The organism is Pseudomonas sp. AC112, assembly GCF_979253545.1.
Genome location: NZ_CEEDCM010000001.1, coordinates 5,906,902 through 5,925,571, shown reverse-complemented (window position 1 = coordinate 5,925,571; position 18,670 = coordinate 5,906,902). Strand labels below are relative to the sequence as shown.

Here is an 18,670-nt window from a genome sequence, read left to right as displayed (position 1 = left end):
ACTTTGGAAAAGCCCCAAAGTAAGCAAAGGGCTCTTGCCCCAACACTCGGCACCTCGCTTAGGCTCGGTGTGCCCTCACTCCGGCTTGAATCCGTGGGCCGCCGTCATGGGCCATCCTTGGCCCAGGACGGCTAACCCGGCGTCCTGCCGGGTTACCCACGGATTCAAGCCTGCGTTCGGCCAGCGTGTTTGACGGGGCGCCTCAGATCAAGATCAAGATCAAGAGCGACTCGCTTCGCATCGTAGATACGCGGTCCCTGTAGGAGCCGGCTTGCCGGCGAAAAACGTGAGATCGCCGCGTTTTGTCTGGTGCCCAAGCGTCATCGTTGAAGACCATCGCCGGAAAGCCGGCTCCTACGGGACCGCGTTTGCTTCTGCCTTTGCTCTACACCACTCAAGCCGGCTGTCAGGCCGCTGTGCTTTTGCTTTTGATTTTGATCTTAGGCGCCCCGTCAAACACGCTGGCCGGAATTCGGCAGGGATTTGGGGGGTAAACCGGCAGGGATGCCGGTTTAGCCGCCCCGCGCCATGGATGGCGCGTGGCGGCGGCCCCCCAAATCACTGTCGGATTACGGGCACACCGAGCCTAGGCGAGGTGCCGAGTGTTGGGGCAAGAGCGTTTTGCTTACTTTTGCGCTGTTCAAAAGTGAGCCGCTGTAAGAGCGGAACCATAAGCCGCCGTGACCGCAGCAACGGATATACCCTCAAAACCCAGGCTCAACCCCGCCCATTCCCAATCTGCCAAACAAACGGCGGCTCAACCCCATTCACCACCCAATCCCCCACAATCCGCGCCTTGTAAATCACCGGATTGTGCGACGACACCGTCCGTGCATTACGCCAATGCCGATCCAGCGCCTTACCCTGACGCACATCCGAAGCTCCCAGTGCATTAAACAACTCACTGGTCGCACGCTGTATCAACTCCGACACCACCACCTGCGCCGTAGCCGACTCAATCTCAGCCGCCACGTTGGCCTCACGCTCCACCCCCTCATCCCCACCAAACCGCGCCACATACGCCCGTTGCGCCGGCAGCGTCGCTTTCAGCGCGCTGGCCTCGGCGGCGTACACCAGGGCAGCCACTTCGCCCACCACCTGTAGAATCTGCGAATCCTGGCTGACATGAGCCGCATTGCCATGGCTGTAGATACGCTTGCGGCTGCGCACCTGATGCGCCACGTCACGCAGCGCCGCGCGGCCGATACCGGCCAGGCTGGCCAGTAGCACCAATTGGTAAAACGCGGTCTGGTATTTGAACCGGGTAGAAAAGTCGATGACGTTGTCCGCCTCTACCACCGCATCGGTAAAGCGCGAGGTGCCGCTGCCCGTAGTGCGCTGGCCAAAGCCGTCCCAGTCGTCGCTGTGCACCACCCCAGGCTGGCGGGCGCGGGTGGCGGCGATCACGTCCGCGCCGGTGTCGCTGCGTTGGGCGTACACGTCGATCCAGTCGGCGAATAGACTGCCGGTGCTGTAGAACTTTTCGCCGTTGAGCTTCCAGCGGTCGCCGTCGGGGCTGACCTGGGTGACCACGTCGCCGATGGCCACGTTGCCGATTTCGGTCCAGGCGCAGCCGACGATATCGCCGTCCACGAAACGCTTGAACCACAGGTCGCGGCCGGCGCTGGGCGGTGCATTCAGGCGGTCTTCGGCAAAGGCAAAGTGCCCACGCAGGGCCTGGGGTACGTTGGAGTCGGCTTCGGCCAGTTCGATCAGCAGCTCGAACAACTGCGGCAGGGAGGCGCCGCCCCCGCCGTATTCCGCCGGCACGCGCACCGCGCCAAAGCCGGCCTCTTTCAGCCACTGGATCGGTGCGTAGGGCAGGGTGCGTGTGTGTTCACGCTCTACGGCGCCTTCTGCGATGCGCTGGAAAATCGGCCGGAAGCGTGCGGCCAGGGTCGGGTAGTCGACGCCGGTGGACAGCGGGTTGATGACGTGTTGTTCGGTCATGGGCAAGGTTCCTGGGCAGTGATCAATACAGGGTAGATTGCACAGTCCGTGCCGGGTGTCGGCGCCCGTGTTTGCGGGGTAAAGTCTCCAGCCACTGTTGCCCTGGCAACAGCTGATCGACAAACCAGCACAGTATGCGACATCGGCGTCGGCACCCGGCATTGCGCGCCGCGCACCTGGCACGGGCGTTTCCCGGGCCTGGCACGCTTGCTGCTCAAGCGCTAGGTACATCCCTTTGTGCGAGGTACTGTTAGATGAGTCAGCAAGCCGTGAAATTTGCCTATTGGGTGCCCAACGTCAGCGGTGGGCTGGTGGTCAGCAAGATCGAGCAACGCACCCACTGGGGCATCGACTACAACCGCAAACTGGCGCAACTGGCCGAAGCCGCCGGCTTTGAATACGGCCTCACCCAGATCCGCTTCACCGCCGGCTACGGCGCCGAAAACCAGCATGAGTCCGTGGCGTTCAGCCATGCGCTGCTGGCGGCGACCACCACCCTCAAGGTGATCGCTGCGATACTGCCTGGCCCATGGCAACCGGCGCTCGCAGCCAAGCAACTGGCGACCATCGACCAGCTCACCAACGGCCGCATCGCGGTGAATATCGTCAGCGGCTGGTTCAAGGGCGAATTCCAGGCCATCGGCGAACATTGGCTGGAGCACGACGAACGCTATCGCCGTTCCGAAGAATTCATCCGCGCCCTCAAAGGCATCTGGACCCAGGACGACTTCACCTTCAAGGGCGATTTCTACCGTTTCAACCATTACACCCTCAAGCCCAAGCCACTGGGCCAGCCGGAAGTGTTCCAGGGCGGCAGTTCACGGGCGGCACGGGACATGGCCGCACGGGTGTCGGACTGGTACTTCACCAACGGCAACACCCCGGAAGGCATCAAGGCCCAGGTCGACGATATTCGCGCCAAGGCGGCGGCCAATAACCATTCGGTCAAGGTCGGCGTCAACGCTTTCGTGATCGCCCGCGACACCGAGGAAGAAGCCCGCGCCGTGCTGGCGGAGATCATCGACAAGGCCGACCCGGAAGCCGTGAATGCCTTTGGTGATGCGGCCAAGCAGGCCGGCAAGGCCTCACCCGAAGGCGAGGGCAACTGGGCCAAGTCCAGCTTTGAAGACCTGGTGCAGTACAACGATGGCTTCAAGACCAACTTGATCGGCACACCGCAGCAGATCGCCGAGCGCATTGTCGCGCTGAAGGCGGTGGGGGTGGACCTGGTGCTTGCGGGTTTCCTGCACTTCCAGGAAGAAGTCGAATACTTCGGCAAACGCGTGTTGCCGCTGGTGCGCGAACTGGAAGCCAAGGCTGCGATCAAGCAGGTGGCTTGAAGACCACCACCGCCGCGCGCAGTTTGTTGTTGCCAAACCGGCACATGCGCTCGAACTCCCCATGGCTGACCGGCAAATGCTGGCAGTCCAGGGGTTGGCGGTGCTGGCTATGGTCCACGTCCGGGTCGTGAAGGTAGACGAAGTCTTCGTCGCAATCGGTGACCATCACCCAGTGCGGTGACTTGGACCGTGTGAGGCGGTAGCTGCTGATCAACACCAGCGGCTGGCCGCCGTCGCGCAGTACCTGGGGCAAGTCCAACGCGCCGCCGAACACTTGCTCGACACCACTGCCGGCCAATTCCTCTTCGAACGCCTCGTGTACCAGGCGCATGACGTCCTTTTTATGTGCATCACGCACACCGTCCAGAAACAGCGGCCCGCGCACATTCACCTGCATGCGCACCGCGAAGCCCCGGCGCCAGGCAGCGAGCGCCAGCCCTTGGGGGCTGCAGCCGCCATGGCCGGCGGTCATGAACACGGTGGTCGCTTCGCGCCAGATCTGCAGCTCTTCACGCCGTTGCGCCACGCGCGCAGGCACCAGCGCGCCCATGGCCATCAGTAGGCAGGCGGCGCCACAGGTGAAGTCGGTGGTCTGCTGGTAATACGGCACGCTTTGCGGGCGCGCATCCTGATGCTGGACGATGCGTTTCTCCAGGCGCAGGGCGGCGGTGTGGTCTTCGTAGTAGTCGTTGATGAGGGCGAAGCGCCGGTAGCCATTGCGCTCATACAAGGCAAGGGCGCCGGGGTTATCGGCGCGCACTTCCAGGCGCAGGTAGGCGCAGTCGTGGTCCACGGCAATGGCTTCGATGCGGGCGAGCAACTGTTTGCCCAGCCCCAAGCCGCGCGCGTGCGCGGCGATGGCGATGGAATACAGGCGCGCCAGCGAGGTGCCCCGGTGGAACAGCACCAGCGCGTAGCCAAGCAACTGCCCGTCATTTTCCGCCACCAGCAACTGGCCGTGGGCGCGGCTGATCATCCACTGGAAACTGCGCGTAGACAGCCGGTCGGTGGTGAAACAGTGCTGTTCCAGTGCCACCAATTCGGGCACATCGCAGGGGGTTGCAACGCGAAAGCAAAGAGCCATATGACCGCCGTAAAAGTTGCGTAACGAAACGGGACTTCTCTAAAAGATCGTGCTTAATAGAAAAGGTCGAGTTCTCTAAAGCGGATCAAATATTATGTCGGCGGTACAAGGTCATTGGCGTGAAGTATCCGAGCAAACGCTCGCGGCGACAATAACTAATAAAGGTTATTTTTCCGCCCCCCTCAAAGGAGCCAGTCAAGTAGTGATTATTGTCGAGCGCAAGGAAGATTGGGCCTCCTACTTCCCCAGCGAAGACATCGTCACCGCCCAGGAGTACCTGGAACAGACCCGGGAAAACGAGACCAGCAAGCGTGTACAGGTGATCAACCTGTGCCGCAGTTACAAGTACCTGGGGCACGGTTATTACTGCTCGCTGCTCGCCGAAGCCCGTGGGCACAAGGTGATTCCGTCGGTGCGCACCATCAGCGAACTGACCAGGAAGTCGCTGTACGGCCTCGCGTTGGACGACCTGGACAAGACCCTTGATAAAGCCCTGAGTCATCATCTTTACAGCAATACCGAAGGCTTTACCCTGACACTTTACTTTGGCCGGACCAATATAGAACCGTTGCAGGATCTGGCCCGTCAGTTGTTTGAGGCGTTCCCGTGCCCTATCCTGTTAGTTGATTTTAAAAAGAATAACGGCTGGCATATCGAAGGGGTCAAGTCGGGTGTGTTGCACAAGTTGCGCGATGACCAGGAAGATCAATTTGCCCACGCCCTCGACAACTTCAGCCGCAAGATCTGGCGCCAGCCACGTTCACGGCGCCTGGCCCGTTACGACCTGGCCATCCTGCACGATCCCCAGGAACAATTGCCGCCGTCAAATGCCAAGGCGTTGGAGAATTTCATCCGCGTGGGCAAGGGCCTGGGCATTGATGTGGAGTTGATCGAGCGCAAGGACTATTCGCGCCTGGCCGAATACGACGCCTTGCTGATCCGCGAGACCACCAGCGTCGACAACCACACCTACCGCTTCGCCAAGAAAGCCGAAAGCGAAGGCCTGGTGGTGATGGACGACCCGGCGTCGATCCTGCGCTGTACCAATAAGGTGTACCTCACCGACCTGCTCAACAGCCATCAACTGGGCATGCCCGCCACCGAGATTCTGTACAAGGAGCGACCGGAAGATTTCGAGCGGGTCGGCGAGCGCCTGGGGTTCCCGCTGGTGCTGAAGATCCCCGACGGTTGCTTTTCCCGTGGGGTGATCAAGGTGGAAAGCCAGGAAGCCTTGCTCAAGGCGACTGCCGAGTTGTTCGAGCATTCGGTGTTGCTGCTGGCGCAGGAATTCTTCTACACCGAGTACGACTGGCGTATCGGCGTACTCAACCGCAAGCCGATCTTTGCCTGCCAGTACTTCATGTCCAAGGGCCATTGGCAGATCTACAACCACAAGGCCATCGGCCAGGACATCAACGGCGAGTGCCGCACCCTCGCGGTCCACGAAGCACCCAAGGCCGTGGTAGAGCTGGCCGTGAAGACCGCCAACCTGATCGGTGATGGGCTCTATGGCGTCGACCTCAAGCAGTCCGGCGACAAGGTGGTGGTGATCGAGGTCAACGACAACCCCAACCTGGACGCGGGCATCGAGGACGCCTATTTGCAGGACGACCTCTACGGCCTGGTGCTGGAAGAGTTCGTGCGGCGCCTGGAGTTGAAGCGCCAGGGCCAGGTCTGGTGAGCCGGCGATGATCCAGCGCTTTGAACTGGCCGATGGCAAGCTGCGCAGCGGGGAACATGACGATGCCCCGATCCTGTTGTTCAACAACCCTGACCTGGCCGAGCGCGAGTGGCTGCGTGACCACCACAAGCTGGACGAACACGCCCTGGCCTCGGCGCTGGACCCTGACGAAGTTTCGCGTATCGAGTTTCACCCAGACAATCTGTTCCTGATCTGGAAACGCCCGGAGAACTACTCCGGTGGCGGCAACCTGGTGTTCGAGGTGTCGTCCTGCGGCCTGCTGTTTTCGCCCAGCCGCCTGCTGGTGATCGCCACCGACGAAACCCCGCTGACCGGCCTGGGCCAGCGCCGCCCGCTGCACACGCCGCTGGACGTACTGCTCGACCTGCTGCTCAACAACATCCATCACTACCTGGGCCATCTCAAGGTGATCAAGCTGGTCGCGCGGGAGTTGCAGCAGCAGTTCAATGCGTCCATGAGCAACCACCACCTGATGCAGATGTTCAGCCTCAGCGAAAGCCTGATCTATTACATCAACGCGCTGCACAGCAACGGCGCGGTGCTGTCGCGGTTGCGCAACCATGCCGAGAAGGAGCATTTCAGCGCAGAGACGCTTGGCCTGATCGATGACCTGATCATCGAGAACCACCAGTGCTACAAGCAGGCGGAGATCTATTCCAACGTGTTTTCCGGGTTGATCGATGCGCGTGGCAACCTGATGAACAACAGCATGAACAACCTGTTGCGCAAGCTGACGTTGATCAACGTGGTGTTCCTGCCGCTGAACTTGATTGCGAGCATTGGTGGTATGTCGGAGTTCAGCATGATGACGGCGGGGACGCCGTGGTGGGTGTCGTATCCGTTGTTCCTGCTGGCGATGGGGCTTGGGGCGGGGTTGATGGTGTTGGGGCTCAAGCGAATAGCCGGCGGCGCCAATGTGGTGTGAACGCTGTAGGCGCCTCAATACCCAGAAAGGAATGCGAACAACTATCTACCGTCGCCCCTGTCTTGTTGGCCGTTAACGTTGGTGCCTCAATCATTTGAGTTCCAAGGGGAACAGACATGGATATAACCGGTAACGCCTTTCTTGCTTTATTCGTACCCTTTTTTAGTTTGATCGACGCCTTTAAAACGCAGGCTGATGACAGCTGCACGCCTAATCCCGATGAGTACGACACTCAAGTTTACCAGCTTGAACAGCGTCCCGATGAAGATAATTTGAGGGTGGAGTTCAAGGTAAAAAAGAGTGTCAGACGTGACTGTAATGCATTGATGTTGTGGACAACCCTTCAAAAAACCGAGGATGGCCATTATGTGATCAAAGAACCGTCAGGTTTATCCTCTGCTGCGGCGTGCGAGTACCGCTACACGGAATTGTTCGATGTAAGAGTGAAGGACGCGGTGATTGACTATGACAGCCATGCGCCGATCGTCATTCATGCGGCAAAGGGCTTGATGGTGTCCTACGAGGTGCAAACCAAGTCGGTCACGATTGCTTCTAGCTCCACTCCGGGCGAACGGACTTTTGTTCCCGAAGTGGACAACGGATTTAAGTTTGCGTCCTCACCGGAGTGAGACCTTGTAGGGGATCGCCGGGGGGGGCGAGTGTCGTTTGAGTGTGTTGATTTGTGGACATATCCGTTATTTAGGTAACGGCGGCCTATGGTTTCATTCTTACAGCGACTCACTTTTGGAAAGGCCGGGATGCCGGCCCAGCAAATGGCCTTCGCCCCAAATCAAAAGCAGCAGCGCGGCGGCGTTCAGAGCCGACCGGTAGTGCAAGTCGACCGCGGTCAACCTGTAGGAGCCGGCTTGCCGGCGATGGCATCACTTCGGTGTACCTGATGTACCGAGGTGCCTGCATCGCCGCCAAGCCAGCTCCTACGCATACCTGCTTTTGATTCAACCACTCAGGCCGGCTCTCAGGCCGCCACTGGACAAAACCCCGCACCTGCTAACTCTGCAACGTCAACACCTCAAACCCATCCGCCGTCACCGCCACCGTATGCTCCCACTGCGCCGAGAGGCTGTTGTCCTTGGTCACCACCGTCCACCCATCCTTCAAGCTGCGCACTTTAGAACTCCCCTGGTTCAGCATCGGCTCCACGGTAAACACCATGCCTTCACGCAACTCCAACCCGGTACCAGGGCGGCCAACGTGCAGGACCTGCGGTTCTTCATGCATCTGCCGGCCAATGCCGTGGCCACAATACTCACGCACCACGCTGTAGCCGTTGGCCTGCGCATGGCTCTGGATCGCATGGCCGATATCACCCAGGCGCGCACCCGGCTTGACTTGGCGGATGCCGGCCCACATCGCTTCGAAAGTCATCTCCACCAGGCGCCGGGCCTTGGGGGCGACGGTGCCGATCATGTACATCTTGCTGGAATCGGCGATGTAGCCGCCTTTTTCCAGGGTGATGTCGATGTTGATGATGTCGCCGTCCTTGAGGATGTCCTTGGCGCTGGGCATGCCGTGGCACACCACCTCGTTGATCGAGGTGTTGATGGAGAAGGGGTAGTCGTATTGCCCCAGGCTGGCGGGGCGGGCCTTGAGGTCATTGCGGATGAAGGCTTCGACGGCGGCGTCCAGCTCCAGGGTGGAGCGGCCGGCGGCGACAAAACCGTCGAGCATGGTGAAAACCTGTGCCAGCAGGCGCCCGGATTCACGCATCACCGCCAGTTGTGCGGCAGTCTTGATCATCAACTGCGCCCCCGGATCAGGTCGGGCTTGTCCAGCAACAGTTTGTTGATCAGCTCGTTGTAGGGCAGGTGCGGATTGAGTTCGGCGAGCAGGCCGATCTTGATCCAGAATTCGGCCTGGGCGTTGATGGAGCGGTCCATCGCAGCGCTGGCCAGGCGCAGTTGTTCGTGCAGTTGGTCGGTGATCTTGACGATGCCCATGGTGTTCACTGTGTGGTGGCAATATACAAAGCGTATATGTTTCGTATATCCATAGTAAACCCCCGCCCGCTAAATGGCGCTTGGCCATTGACTTGCCCGCAGGCCGCCGGTTAGTTTCGTCACATGACATTTCAAGCCTTTCGCAGCCAGCCAAGCATTATTACCGCCATTCCTCATTTGGCGGGATAGCGCACGGCTGTACCCAAACCCGCCCTAGAGGCGGGTTTTGTTTTTCCGTCTCCAGGGTCTTTGACAAGAAGCCAGGAGACACCCATGAGCACCTGCACCGCGCCTCACACCGCCGACCCGGGACTGCTTGAACATTACGTGAAGAAGATTCTTGCCGCCCCGGTGTACGACCTGGCGGTGCGCACGCCGTTGCAGGTGGCCCCGGCCCTCTCGGCACTGCTGGGCAACCAGGTGTTGCTCAAGCGCGAAGACCTGCAACCGACCTTTTCCTTCAAGATTCGCGGCGCCTACAACAAGCTGATGCAACTTACGCCTGAGCAAAAAGCCCGTGGCGTGGTGACCGCGTCGGCGGGTAACCACGCCCAGGGTGTGGCCCTGGCGGCGCGGGAACTGGGGATCGAGGCACGCATTGTAATGCCCGCCAGCACCCCGGAACTCAAGGTGCTGGGCGTGCGTTCACGCGGCGCCGAAGCGGTGCTGCACGGCGCGAGCTTCCCGTTTGCCCTGGCCCACGCGCTGCAATTGGCAGAGTCGTCCGGGTGCACCTTTGTTTCGCCCTTCGATGACCCGGACGTGATCGCCGGCCAAGGCACCGTCGCCATGGAGATCCTGCGCCAGCAGCAAGGGCCGCTGGACGCGATCTTCGTGCCGGTGGGCGGTGGTGGCCTGATCGCTGGCGTTACCGCCTACGTCAAATACCTGCGGCCCGAGGTGCGCATCATTGGCGTCGAGCCCGAAGGTTCCAGCTGCCTGTTGGCGGCACTGCGGGCCGGTGAACGGGTGGTGCTGCCCAGCGTCGACGGGTTTGCCGATGGCACGGCAGTGGCGCAGGTCGGCGCGTATGGCTTCGAGATCTGCCGCGACTGGGTGGATGAAGTCATCACTGTCAGCAACGATGAACTGTGCAGCGCCATCAAGTTGATCTACGACGACACGCGGTCCATCACCGAGCCTTCCGGTGCGTTGGCGGTAGCGGGCATCCGCCACTACGTGGCCCGTCATCAATTGCGCGGGCAGACCCTGGTAGCGATCAATTCCGGGGCGAACATCAACTTCGATAGTTTGCGACATGTTGCCGAAAGGGTGGCGGCACAGGGCGCCGTTTAACTTGAAGCCCAGGGTTAAACGATTAATCGCAGCGGTTCGACGACGATTCCGTCGACACTGTTCAACCTCTATAACAATGCACAGTGCTTATGAGGAAAGGTTACAACGAGGGCCGTTTTTGCCGAGTAGGCTTGGGAGTTACAAGCGTCTGCCAGGGTCGGCAAGACGTGGCGGGCACGCGCCTGCCAGGTTCATAACAATCTGTTGGCAGTCTCAGAAAAGGAGAGGTTGACCATGCTTTCGGAACTAGAGCTTCGCAGCATCATTGAAGGAAGTTTCCTGCCTAAACGGTGCGAATGCACCAAAGCCGAAGATGCCTCGCTGACGATCAAGGTCTATGACGACCGCGACCGTGACCGGGTGGATTTGGAAGTCAAAGGTATCAACGCGGACAAACTCGACAGCAGTCGAGCGATTTGCAACCTGATCGCCGGGTTGCGCGAAGACCTCAAGCACACCCATGCACCCGCCCTGCAACGAGCGGGAGGGCGCAGCCTCTACTAGCTTGACGCTTGAGTGTGAGGGACCGAAGACCTGTGGGCCTGGATAAACGCCAGGCCCAATACGGTTTCTGTTGCCACCGCCAGCAGGATGCCTGGCCCCGCATTGCCATTGATCCACTCACCAAACCCCAATAGCGCCAGCACCAGGCACCCGGTGATAAACCCGGTCGTCAGGGCGCGGCGCGTGTCCGAAGGAGGCGCGTGACGGGCGCGGTAGAACATGATGCCGATGCCCAGGAAGAGCGCGGCGTTGCGGCGCGACACCATCCCGGTGGCGTTGGAATACTCCACGCTCCACAACCACAGCAGCAGGTCGGGACGCAGGCCCCAGACCAGTGCGAGGGCGAAGCACAGCAGGGCGGTGAAGGTGGCGAGGGTACGGAAACTCAACAGCATGGCGAATCCTTTCAGCCTTATGACAAGCCCGCAAGCGTACGCCTATTTGTGCGGGCCTGGCTCTATTGTTTCAACGCCTCAGTTCTGGAAGTCGCAGGCTTCGGACATTTTCCGGTAGGTCACGTCTTCCACCTTGCCTGCTTTATCCAGGAACTTGATATCCGCCTTGATGACCTTGCACTCATCAGTCGGGGTTTCGTTCATGGCCAGCACCTTGTCGATATTCATCGGCAGGCCGTAGTGGTAAGGCACGGGTTTGACGGCGGCTGTTTGATCGTCGGCCTGGGCCAGGCCAGACGCAGCCGCCAGTGCAAGGGTGGCACCGAGCATCAACGTGCGCAGTTTCATGGTGTTTCTCCGCAACAAGTGGGTACAACTTCACTCTCGGCTTGCGGGATTAACCATCGATTAAAGTTTGCCTGGCTGACAAAAGCTTCATCCAAGCTGGTGGCGATACGGCAGGTCCGGCCCGGTCTTGCCGCAGGTCAACGCCGCGGCGCGAATGGCAAAGCCCAGCATGGCGTCGATCTGTGCCCGCGTGAGCTGTTGCAGGCCCTCTACCGAGTCAAGCTGCTGCTCGGTCAGCCAGGCAATCAACGCGGCCTGGAAGGTGTCGCCGGCCCCCACCGTGTCGGCCATCACCACCTTGACTGCCGGTTGCGACCAGTTGCCGTGCTGGCGGCTGAACACACTGGCACCGTCGCCGCCACGGGTCAGGAATACCAGTTGGCAACGGTGTTGCAGCCAGCCCTGCAGCACGCTTTCCGGCGACTGGTCAGGGTAGAGCAGGTGCAGGTCTTCGTCGCTGACCTTGATCAGGTCGGCATGCTTGACCAGTTCCGCCACTCGGTCGCGCCACAGCTGGATATCCGGCTGCGGGTTGAGGCGCACGTTGGGGTCGAGGCTGATCAGGCGTTTGCCGCTTTCGCGCTTGACCAGGTTCAGCAGGGTGTCGCCAATCGGCTGCACCACCAGGGAAAACGAGCCGATATGCAGGCCGCGAATGTCAGCCCCCAGCGCGGGCAGGTGGGCGACTTCCAGCAGGCGGTCGGCACAGCCTTCGCCCCGGAAGTTGTACTGCGGTGAGCCATCGGCACCCACGGCGACCATCGACAGGGTGGTCGGTGCGGCGAACTCCACCAGGAACTGCTCGCTGACGCCCTCATCCTTGAGCACCTGCAACAAGCGACGCCCAAGGAAGTCGGTTGACAAGCCGCCGAACAAGCCCGCCTCGATACCCAGGCGGCGCAAGCCTACCGCGACGTTGAACGGCGAACCGCCGGCAATTGCCTTGTAATTGACTTTGGAAGCCTGCCCGCTGGCATCTTCCTCGCTGAAAAAATCAAACAGCGCTTCACCACACACCAGATACATAGTCGTTCGCTCTTAAAGGGTTGCCACAAGCTGCTGGTAGCGCTCGTAGGCTTGTTGATACGCACTGACACTGGCCGCTACCGGCAGCGTACGGCTGGCCGGGTCGACGCTCACGCATTTGTCGCACAGGCTGGCCAGGGGGTCGCCGGACTGGCTCCAGGCCGCCTGGATCGCCGCGCCCAGGGCGGCGGCTTCGCTTTGTTCGGTGCAGATCACTTCGGTGTTCATGATATCGGCCACCATCTGCCGCCAGACCGGGCTTTTCGAACCACCGCCGATCAGGCGGATGCTCTGGCTTTGCAGGCCGGTCTGGCGCAGCAGGTCGAGACCGTAGCGCAGGCCAAAGGTGGTGCCTTCGACGACCGCGCGGCACAGGTTGGCACGGGTCAGGTTGGTCATGGTCAGGCCGTGAAGGCTGCCGGTAGCGTGGGGCAGGGCGGGCACGCGCTCGCCGTTGAGGAACGGCAGCATGCTCACGCCGTCGGCCCCGATAGGAGCGTGTTCGACCAGCGCATTGAACGCGGCCAGGTCGAGGTCGAACAGCTCGCGGATCACCCCGGTGGCGTTGGTCAGGTTCATGGTGCAAATCAGTGGCAGCCAGCCGCCGCTCGACGAGCAGAAGGTCGCGACCGAGGCCTGCGGGCTGACGTTGGGCAGGTCGGCAAACGCATACACGGTGCCCGACGAGCCCAGGCTCATGGTGATCACGCCGGGGGCGATGTTACCGGTGCCGATGGCGCCCATCATGTTGTCGCCGCCGCCGCTGGAGACGATGGCGTTGGGGTTGATGCCCAGGCGCTCGGCGATGGCGGGCAGAATCGTGCCGACTGCCTGATCGGCCTCGATCAATGGCGGCAAGGCCCGTTCCAGGCGACCGCTCGGGTCGATGTGCTGGAGCAGTGCCACATCCCACTCACGGCGGCGCACGTTGAAATAGCCAGTGCCCGACGCATCGCCATACTCGGCGACGGCGCGACCAGTGAGCCAATAGTTGAGGTAATCGTGGGGCAACAGGATATGCGCGATGCGCGCGAAGATGTCCGGGTGCTGCTCGCGGGTCCACAGCAGTTTCGATACGGTGTAGCCCGGTGCAATGGCGACGCCCAAGCGCTCCAGGGAGCCACTCTCGCCGCCCAGGTACTCCAGCAAGCGGTCGTTCTCGGGGGCGGTTTCGGTGTCGCACCACAGTTTGGCCGGGCGCAGCACTTGGCCCTGGTCATCGAGCAGCACCAGGCCGTGTTGTTGGCCGGACACCCCAATACCGAGGATATCCTGGCCGTCCACGCCGGCCTGCTGCAGGGCGCGGTGGGTGGCTTCGGTAAAGGCGTCCAGCCACTCCTGGGTGTGCTGCTCGCGACGGCCATTGGCGCCGCTGATCAAGGTGTGCGCAGCCGCGCCGAGGCCCAGTACCTTGCCGCTGAAGGCGTCGAGGACGATGGCCTTGGTACCTTGGGTGCCGCAGTCGATGCCGAGAAACAGGTTTGTCGTTGTCATTGTGCATCTCGAATGCAAAGGCAGGCTGTTTACCTGTAGGAGCCCGGCTTGCCGGCGATGAGGTCCTTGAATTCAGCACAACATTCAAGATTGCCATCGCCGGCAAGCCGGGCTCCTACAGGTGCGGTGTGGTTCAGTGGAGAGGGGCCAGGAGTTGTTCAAGGGTTTTTGTGACGCCCTTGTCGCGCAGACTCACATAGCACCGCTCGAACGCTGCCACAAACTCAGGCGAATTGGGAATAGCCGTGCCAAAAATCTCTTCCACCCCCAGCAGCCGTTTGCTGATCAACGCCTCATCACTCACCAGCCCCTGGCAAAACTCTGCACGCGGATCGGGGATCTTGTAGCTCACGCCATTCTCGTCCACACCCTTGAGGTACAACGCCCACGCCGCTACTACCAGCGCCGCACGCTCAGTCTCGCGGCCATCGGCAATCAGGCGATTGATGGTCGGCACGGTGAACTTGGGAAACTTCGACGAGCCATCCGAGCACACGCGTTCCAGCTGGTCGGCAATCGCCTGGTTGGAGAAGCGATCCACCAGCGTCTGCTTGTACTCGGTCAAATCGATGCCCGGCACCGGCGCCAGGTTTGGCGTGACGTCCAGGTCCATGTAGGCGCGCATGTAAGCCACGAACACCGGGTCGTTCATGGTCTCGTGCACAAACCGATAGCCCTTGAGAAAGCCCAGGTAGGTCAGCGCCAGGTGGCTGCCGTTGAGCAGGCCGATCTTCATTTCTTCATAGGGCGTGACGTCATCGGTGAACTGCACGCCGACCTTTTCCCAGGCTGGGCGACCGTTGACGAACTTGTCTTCCAGCACCCACTGCACAAAGGGTTCACAGACCACCGGCCAGGCGTCGTCGATGCCGTGATCGTCGTGCAGTTGCAGGCGGTGGGCGGTGCTGGTCATCGGTGTGATGCGGTCGACCATGGCGTTCGGGAAGCTGACGTTGGCCTTGATCCAGTCATGCAGCTCGGCATTGTGCAGGGCGGCGAAGGCCAGCAGGGCCTTGCGCGTCACGGCGCCGTTGTGTGGCAGGTTATCGCAGGACATCACGGTAAATGCCGGGGTGCCGGCGGCGCGGCGTTTGGTCAGCGCAGCGCAGATAAAACCGAACACGGTTTTTGGTGCGCTCGGATGCGCCAGGTCGTGCTGGATCTGCGGCAGGTGGGCCATGAACTCGCCGTTGCTATCATCGATGCAGTAGCCGCCTTCGGTGATGGTCAGCGAGACGATACGGATCGCCGGGTTGGCGAGTTTATCGATCAGCGCCTGTGCGCCATCTTCGGCCAGCAGCATGTCACTGATCGAGCCGATCACGCGCACTTCAGTGTCGTCGGTGTCGCCCAGTTCATACAGGGTGAACAGGTAGTCCTGGCCGGCCAGGTCGTCACGGGCCTTGCGGTCTTCGGCCCGCAGGCCGACGCCGCAGATGCTCCAGTCCAGGGCTTCGCCGGTATTCATCAACGCATCGGTGTAATACGCCTGGTGCGCGCGATGGAAACCGCCGACGCCGATATGGGCAATGCCCTGGGTGGTGCTGGCAATGGCGTAGGCCGGCAGTTTCACGTGCGGCGCCAACTGGGTGAGGTTCTGCTTATTCAGTTTCATCACGACTCTCGCGAAATCAGGCGGCGGCGCGCAGTGGGCGGGCCACGGCTACACCGTCGGTGTCGAACAGGTGGCAGTGCGCCGGGTCCAGGTGCAGGTGCAGCGTCTCGCCATACTGGCTGGCCATGTCGCCGCGAATCCGCATGGTCAGGGGCTCGCCGTTGGCGGTGATGACGTGGCAGAAAGTGTCGCTGCCCAGGCGCTCGCCGACGTCGGCGGTGACGGTCAGGGTGGTTTGGCCCGGGGAAGCAATTTCCAGATGCTCCGGACGAATGCCCAGGGTCACTGCACTGCCCACGCTCAGGGTGGCGCCACTCAGCGGCAGGTTGATCAAGGTGCCAGCGTCCAACTGCACTTCGCAGCGTTGGCTTTCAACACGGGTGACTTTGCCCTTGAGGAAACCCATCTTCGGCGTGCCGAGGAAACCCGCCACAAACAGGTTGGCCGGCTGGTGATACAGCTCCAGCGGCGAGCCGACCTGCTCGATACGGCCACTGTTGAGCACCACCACCTTGTCGGCCAGGGTCATCGCCTCAACCTGGTCGTGGGTCACGTAGATCATGGTCGCTTGCAGCTCTTTATGCAGGCGCGCCAGCTCCAGGCGCATCTGTACGCGCAGGGCGGCGTCGAGGTTGGACAGAGGTTCGTCGAACAGGAAGATCTTCGGGTTACGCACAATCGCGCGGCCGATGGCCACACGCTGACGCTGGCCGCCGGACAGTTGCTTGGGCTTGCGCTCTAGCAGCGGGCCCAGCTCGAGGATGCGCGCCGCTTCGCTGACCTTGCTTTCCACCAGCTTCTTGTCGACACCGGCAAGGTCCAGGGCAAACGACATGTTTTTGCGCACGCTCATGTGCGGGTACAGCGCGTAGGTCTGGAACACCATTGCCAGGTCACGCTTGGCCGGGGTCACTTCGGTGATGTCGCGGCCGTCCAGTTCGATGGTGCCTTCGCTGACTTCTTCCAGGCCGGCGATCAGGCGCAGCAGCGTGGATTTACCGCAGCCCGACGGGCCGACGAACACCACGAATTCCTTGTCGTTCACTTCCAGGTCGATGCCTTTGATGATCGAGAAGCCTTCGAAGCCTTTTTGCAGATTCTTGATTTTCAGGTTGGCCATGATGAGCCTCCGCTAGGAATTATTATTTAACGGCGCCGAAGGACAAACCGCGCACCAGCTGTTTCTGGCTGATCCAGCCAAAAATCAGGATCGGCGCGCAGGCCAGGGTCGAGACGGCAGACAATTTGGCCCAGAACAACCCTTCGGGGCTGGAGTAGGAGGCGATCAGCGCAGTCAACGGCGCGGCGGCGGACGAGGTGAGGTTCAGCGACCAGAACGCCTCGTTCCAGCACAGGATCAGCGACAGCAACACCGTGGAAGCCAGGCCACCCTTAGCGATCGGCAGCAGCACGCGGACCATTTCCTGCCACAGGGTCGCGCCATCCAGGCGCGCGGCTTCGAGGATGTCCTTGGGGATGTCCTTGAAGTAGGTGTACACCATCCACACCACAATCGGCAGGTTGATCAGGGTGTAGATGATGATCAGCGCAATACGCGTATCCAGCAGGCCAAAGCTTTTGGCTAACAGATAGATCGGCATCAGTACGCCCACCGGCGGCAGCATCTTGGTGGACAGCATCCACAGCAGCGTGCCTTTGGTGCGCTGGGTTTCGTAGAACGCCATGGAGTAGGCGGCGGGCACCGAGATCAGCAGGCACAGGGCGGTGGCGCTGAAGGAGATCAGCACTGAGTTCCACGCATAACTGAAGTAGTTGCTGCGCTCGTTGATATGCAGGTAGTTCTCCAGCGTCGGCGTGAAGATGAACTGCGGCGGCGTGGCGAACGCGTCGATTTCGGTCTTGAAGCTGGTCAGCACCATCCAGAAGATCGGGAAGAAGATCAGGATCGCGATGGCCCAGGCCAGGGTGCCGAGCAACAGGCTTTGCAGGCGGCGGGATTGTTGAAGCGTCATGGCGCGGCCCTCAAGGCTTGTCAGTCAGGTTTTTGCCGATCATCCGCACCAGGATGATCGCCGCGATATTGGCGATGACCACGGCAATCAAGCCGCCAGCCGACGCCATGCCCACGTCAAACTGCACCAGCGCCTGGTTGTAGATCAGGTAGGCGAGGTTGGTGGACGCGTAACCGGGGCCACCGTTGGTGGTGGTGAAGATTTCGGCAAACACCGAGAGCAGGAAGATCGTCTCGATCATCACCACCACGGCAATCGGGCGGGCCAGGTGGGGCAGGGTCAGGTGCCAGAAGATCGCGATGGCACCGGCACCGTCCAGGCGCGCGGCTTCCTTTTGTTCCTGGTCGAGGGACTGCATGGCGGTCATCAGCAGCAGAATCGCGAAGGGCAGCCACTGCCACGACACAATGATGATGATCGACAGCAACGGATAGTGCGCCAGCCAGTCCACCGGCTCGGCGCCGAACAGCTTCCACACGGCGGCGAGGATCCCCGACACCGGATGGAAAATCAGGTTCTTCCAGATCAGCGCACCGACGGTGGGCATGATGAAGAACGGCGAGATCAACAACACCCGCACCAGCCCGCGACCGAAGAACTCGCTGGCTTCAAGCAGGGCGCTGATCAACACGCCGAACACCACGCTGATCAGCAGCACGCTGCCCACCAGCAACAGGGTATTGGTGGCGCCGGGCAAGAAGCCCGAGTCGGTCACGAAATACGTAAAGTTCTCCAGCCCCACGAACTGGTTTTCACCGGGGTAGAGCAGGTTGTAGCGGATCAGCGAAAAGTACAGGGTCATGCCCAGCGGCACGATCATCCACAGCAGCAGCAAGGCGACCGAGGGGCTGACAAGGAACCAGCCGGGGTTGGCCAGGCGGTTTTTGCCTGGTTTGCCCGACACGGCGGTTTGCACTTGGGCAGTGTTGGTATTCATAGGATCAGAACCAGTCAGGTACATGCAGAACTAGAGTCGAAGCGCGGTCAGTGTGGGAGCGGGCTTGCTCGCGAATGCGGTGCGTCAGTCACGGATACATCAACTGGAAGACTGCATTCGCGA

General features: G+C 61.0%; 17 protein-coding genes and 1 pseudogene. 6 read left to right on the top strand and 12 right to left on the bottom strand.

Annotated features, from left to right (window positions below):
* Nucleotides 1-717: 717 nt before the first annotated feature.
* Complete coding sequence (locus AC0IYN_RS27475) at nucleotides 718-1,950, bottom strand: acyl-CoA dehydrogenase family protein (RefSeq protein WP_406598288.1); 1,233 nt, start codon at nucleotides 1,948-1,950, stop codon at nucleotides 718-720.
* A 254-nt stretch (nucleotides 1,951-2,204) separates the two neighbouring features.
* Between AC0IYN_RS27475 and sfnG the strand changes: the two genes are divergently transcribed.
* Nucleotides 2,205-3,290: a dimethylsulfone monooxygenase SfnG gene (gene sfnG, locus AC0IYN_RS27470; protein ID WP_078048157.1), complete on the top strand. Its 1,086-nt coding sequence runs from the start codon at nucleotides 2,205-2,207 to the stop codon at nucleotides 3,288-3,290.
* Here sfnG and AC0IYN_RS27465 read toward each other — a convergent pair.
* Nucleotides 3,274-4,374, bottom strand: coding sequence for a GNAT family N-acetyltransferase/peptidase C39 family protein (locus AC0IYN_RS27465; RefSeq protein WP_457249097.1), 1,101 nt, complete (start codon nucleotides 4,372-4,374; stop codon nucleotides 3,274-3,276). The two genes, sfnG and AC0IYN_RS27465, sit on opposite strands and share 17 nt — an antisense overlap.
* Nucleotides 4,375-4,468: 94 nt before the next feature.
* Between AC0IYN_RS27465 and AC0IYN_RS27460 the strand changes: the two genes are divergently transcribed.
* The 3 genes from AC0IYN_RS27460 to AC0IYN_RS27450 all read left to right on the top strand — a co-directional run bounded on the left by AC0IYN_RS27460 (nucleotide 4,469) and on the right by AC0IYN_RS27450 (nucleotide 7,630).
* The gene (locus AC0IYN_RS27460) at nucleotides 4,469-6,055 is read left to right on the top strand and encodes a RimK family protein (RefSeq protein WP_471844219.1); all 1,587 of its coding nucleotides are present in this window, start codon (nucleotides 4,469-4,471) and stop codon (nucleotides 6,053-6,055) included.
* A 7-nt stretch (nucleotides 6,056-6,062) separates the two neighbouring features.
* Nucleotides 6,063-7,001 (top strand): magnesium transporter CorA family protein, encoded by a 939-nt coding sequence (locus tag AC0IYN_RS27455; protein ID WP_406598285.1) that lies wholly within the window; start codon nucleotides 6,063-6,065, stop codon nucleotides 6,999-7,001.
* Between the two features lie 116 nt (nucleotides 7,002-7,117).
* On the top strand, nucleotides 7,118-7,630 hold the full coding sequence (locus AC0IYN_RS27450; protein WP_471844216.1) for an ecotin family protein: 513 nt from the start codon (nucleotides 7,118-7,120) through the stop codon (nucleotides 7,628-7,630).
* A 379-nt stretch (nucleotides 7,631-8,009) separates the two neighbouring features.
* Here the strand turns inward: AC0IYN_RS27450 and map are convergent, their stop codons facing one another.
* Together map and AC0IYN_RS27440 are read right to left on the bottom strand one after the other, a co-directional pair.
* Entirely contained in the window at nucleotides 8,010-8,759 is a 750-nt protein-coding gene (gene map / locus AC0IYN_RS27445) for a type I methionyl aminopeptidase (protein WP_471844213.1), read from the bottom strand.
* Complete coding sequence (locus AC0IYN_RS27440) at nucleotides 8,759-8,959, bottom strand: ParD-like family protein (RefSeq protein WP_003190946.1); 201 nt, start codon at nucleotides 8,957-8,959, stop codon at nucleotides 8,759-8,761. Before AC0IYN_RS27440 ends, map begins: the two co-directional genes overlap by 1 nt.
* A 273-nt stretch (nucleotides 8,960-9,232) precedes the next feature.
* Between AC0IYN_RS27440 and ilvA the strand changes: the two are divergent.
* Nucleotides 9,233-10,231 (top strand): annotated as a pseudogene (ilvA, locus tag AC0IYN_RS27435) (threonine ammonia-lyase, biosynthetic); the annotation flags it as partial.
* A 258-nt stretch (nucleotides 10,232-10,489) separates the two neighbouring features.
* Nucleotides 10,490-10,759 (top strand): DUF1652 domain-containing protein, encoded by a 270-nt coding sequence (locus AC0IYN_RS27430; RefSeq protein WP_406598281.1) that lies wholly within the window; start codon nucleotides 10,490-10,492, stop codon nucleotides 10,757-10,759.
* Here AC0IYN_RS27430 and AC0IYN_RS27425 read toward each other — a convergent pair.
* The 8 genes from AC0IYN_RS27425 to AC0IYN_RS27390 form a co-directional block, all read right to left on the bottom strand.
* A complete protein-coding gene (locus tag AC0IYN_RS27425; protein WP_406598280.1) occupies nucleotides 10,756-11,154 on the bottom strand; it encodes a hypothetical protein in 399 nt (132 codons plus the stop codon). The genes AC0IYN_RS27430 and AC0IYN_RS27425 overlap by 4 nt on opposite strands.
* Before the next feature lie 78 nt (nucleotides 11,155-11,232).
* On the bottom strand, nucleotides 11,233-11,502 hold the full coding sequence (locus AC0IYN_RS27420; RefSeq protein WP_406598279.1) for a DUF2790 domain-containing protein: 270 nt from the start codon (nucleotides 11,500-11,502) through the stop codon (nucleotides 11,233-11,235).
* Between the two features lie 87 nt (nucleotides 11,503-11,589).
* Nucleotides 11,590-12,528 carry a carbohydrate kinase family protein gene (locus tag AC0IYN_RS27415; RefSeq protein WP_406598278.1) on the bottom strand — a complete coding sequence of 313 codons (939 nt, stop codon included), beginning with the start codon at nucleotides 12,526-12,528 and terminating at the stop codon, nucleotides 11,590-11,592.
* Nucleotides 12,529-12,540: 12 nt separating this feature from the next.
* Nucleotides 12,541-14,022: a xylulokinase gene (gene xylB / locus AC0IYN_RS27410; protein WP_471844210.1), complete on the bottom strand. Its 1,482-nt coding sequence runs from the start codon at nucleotides 14,020-14,022 to the stop codon at nucleotides 12,541-12,543.
* Nucleotides 14,023-14,155: 133 nt separating this feature from the next.
* The gene (locus AC0IYN_RS27405; RefSeq protein WP_457268028.1) at nucleotides 14,156-15,637 is read right to left on the bottom strand and encodes a mannitol dehydrogenase family protein; all 1,482 of its coding nucleotides are present in this window, start codon (nucleotides 15,635-15,637) and stop codon (nucleotides 14,156-14,158) included.
* Between the two features lie 16 nt (nucleotides 15,638-15,653).
* A complete protein-coding gene (locus AC0IYN_RS27400) occupies nucleotides 15,654-16,757 on the bottom strand; it encodes an ABC transporter ATP-binding protein (RefSeq protein WP_028615939.1) in 1,104 nt (367 codons plus the stop codon).
* A 22-nt stretch (nucleotides 16,758-16,779) separates the two neighbouring features.
* Nucleotides 16,780-17,610, bottom strand: coding sequence for a carbohydrate ABC transporter permease (locus AC0IYN_RS27395; RefSeq protein ID WP_003173672.1), 831 nt, complete (start codon nucleotides 17,608-17,610; stop codon nucleotides 16,780-16,782).
* Nucleotides 17,611-17,620: 10 nt separating this feature from the next.
* On the bottom strand, nucleotides 17,621-18,547 hold the full coding sequence (locus AC0IYN_RS27390; protein WP_406598275.1) for a carbohydrate ABC transporter permease: 927 nt from the start codon (nucleotides 18,545-18,547) through the stop codon (nucleotides 17,621-17,623).
* Nucleotides 18,548-18,670: the final 123 nt, after the last annotated feature.

What these genes read in the sequence shown, in the direction of transcription:
- AC0IYN_RS27475 (WP_406598288.1), bottom strand. Translation starts at nt 1,950, where the DNA reads ATGACCGAACAACACGTCATCAACCCGCTGTCCACCGGCGTCGACTAC.
- sfnG (WP_078048157.1), top strand. Translation starts at nt 2,205, where the DNA reads ATGAGTCAGCAAGCCGTGAAATTTGCCTATTGGGTGCCCAACGTCAGC.
- AC0IYN_RS27465 (WP_457249097.1), bottom strand. Translation starts at nt 4,374, where the DNA reads ATGGCTCTTTGCTTTCGCGTTGCAACCCCCTGCGATGTGCCCGAATTG.
- AC0IYN_RS27460 (WP_471844219.1), top strand. Translation starts at nt 4,469, where the DNA reads ATGTCGGCGGTACAAGGTCATTGGCGTGAAGTATCCGAGCAAACGCTC.
- AC0IYN_RS27455 (WP_406598285.1), top strand. Translation starts at nt 6,063, where the DNA reads ATGATCCAGCGCTTTGAACTGGCCGATGGCAAGCTGCGCAGCGGGGAA.
- AC0IYN_RS27450 (WP_471844216.1), top strand. Translation starts at nt 7,118, where the DNA reads ATGGATATAACCGGTAACGCCTTTCTTGCTTTATTCGTACCCTTTTTT.
- map (WP_471844213.1), bottom strand. Translation starts at nt 8,759, where the DNA reads ATGATCAAGACTGCCGCACAACTGGCGGTGATGCGTGAATCCGGGCGC.
- AC0IYN_RS27440 (WP_003190946.1), bottom strand. Translation starts at nt 8,959, where the DNA reads ATGGGCATCGTCAAGATCACCGACCAACTGCACGAACAACTGCGCCTG.
- AC0IYN_RS27430 (WP_406598281.1), top strand. Translation starts at nt 10,490, where the DNA reads ATGCTTTCGGAACTAGAGCTTCGCAGCATCATTGAAGGAAGTTTCCTG.
- AC0IYN_RS27425 (WP_406598280.1), bottom strand. Translation starts at nt 11,154, where the DNA reads ATGCTGTTGAGTTTCCGTACCCTCGCCACCTTCACCGCCCTGCTGTGC.
- AC0IYN_RS27420 (WP_406598279.1), bottom strand. Translation starts at nt 11,502, where the DNA reads ATGAAACTGCGCACGTTGATGCTCGGTGCCACCCTTGCACTGGCGGCT.
- AC0IYN_RS27415 (WP_406598278.1), bottom strand. Translation starts at nt 12,528, where the DNA reads ATGTATCTGGTGTGTGGTGAAGCGCTGTTTGATTTTTTCAGCGAGGAA.
- xylB (WP_471844210.1), bottom strand. Translation starts at nt 14,022, where the DNA reads ATGACAACGACAAACCTGTTTCTCGGCATCGACTGCGGCACCCAAGGT.
- AC0IYN_RS27405 (WP_457268028.1), bottom strand. Translation starts at nt 15,637, where the DNA reads ATGAAACTGAATAAGCAGAACCTCACCCAGTTGGCGCCGCACGTGAAA.
- AC0IYN_RS27400 (WP_028615939.1), bottom strand. Translation starts at nt 16,757, where the DNA reads ATGGCCAACCTGAAAATCAAGAATCTGCAAAAAGGCTTCGAAGGCTTC.
- AC0IYN_RS27395 (WP_003173672.1), bottom strand. Translation starts at nt 17,610, where the DNA reads ATGACGCTTCAACAATCCCGCCGCCTGCAAAGCCTGTTGCTCGGCACC.
- AC0IYN_RS27390 (WP_406598275.1), bottom strand. Translation starts at nt 18,547, where the DNA reads ATGAATACCAACACTGCCCAAGTGCAAACCGCCGTGTCGGGCAAACCA.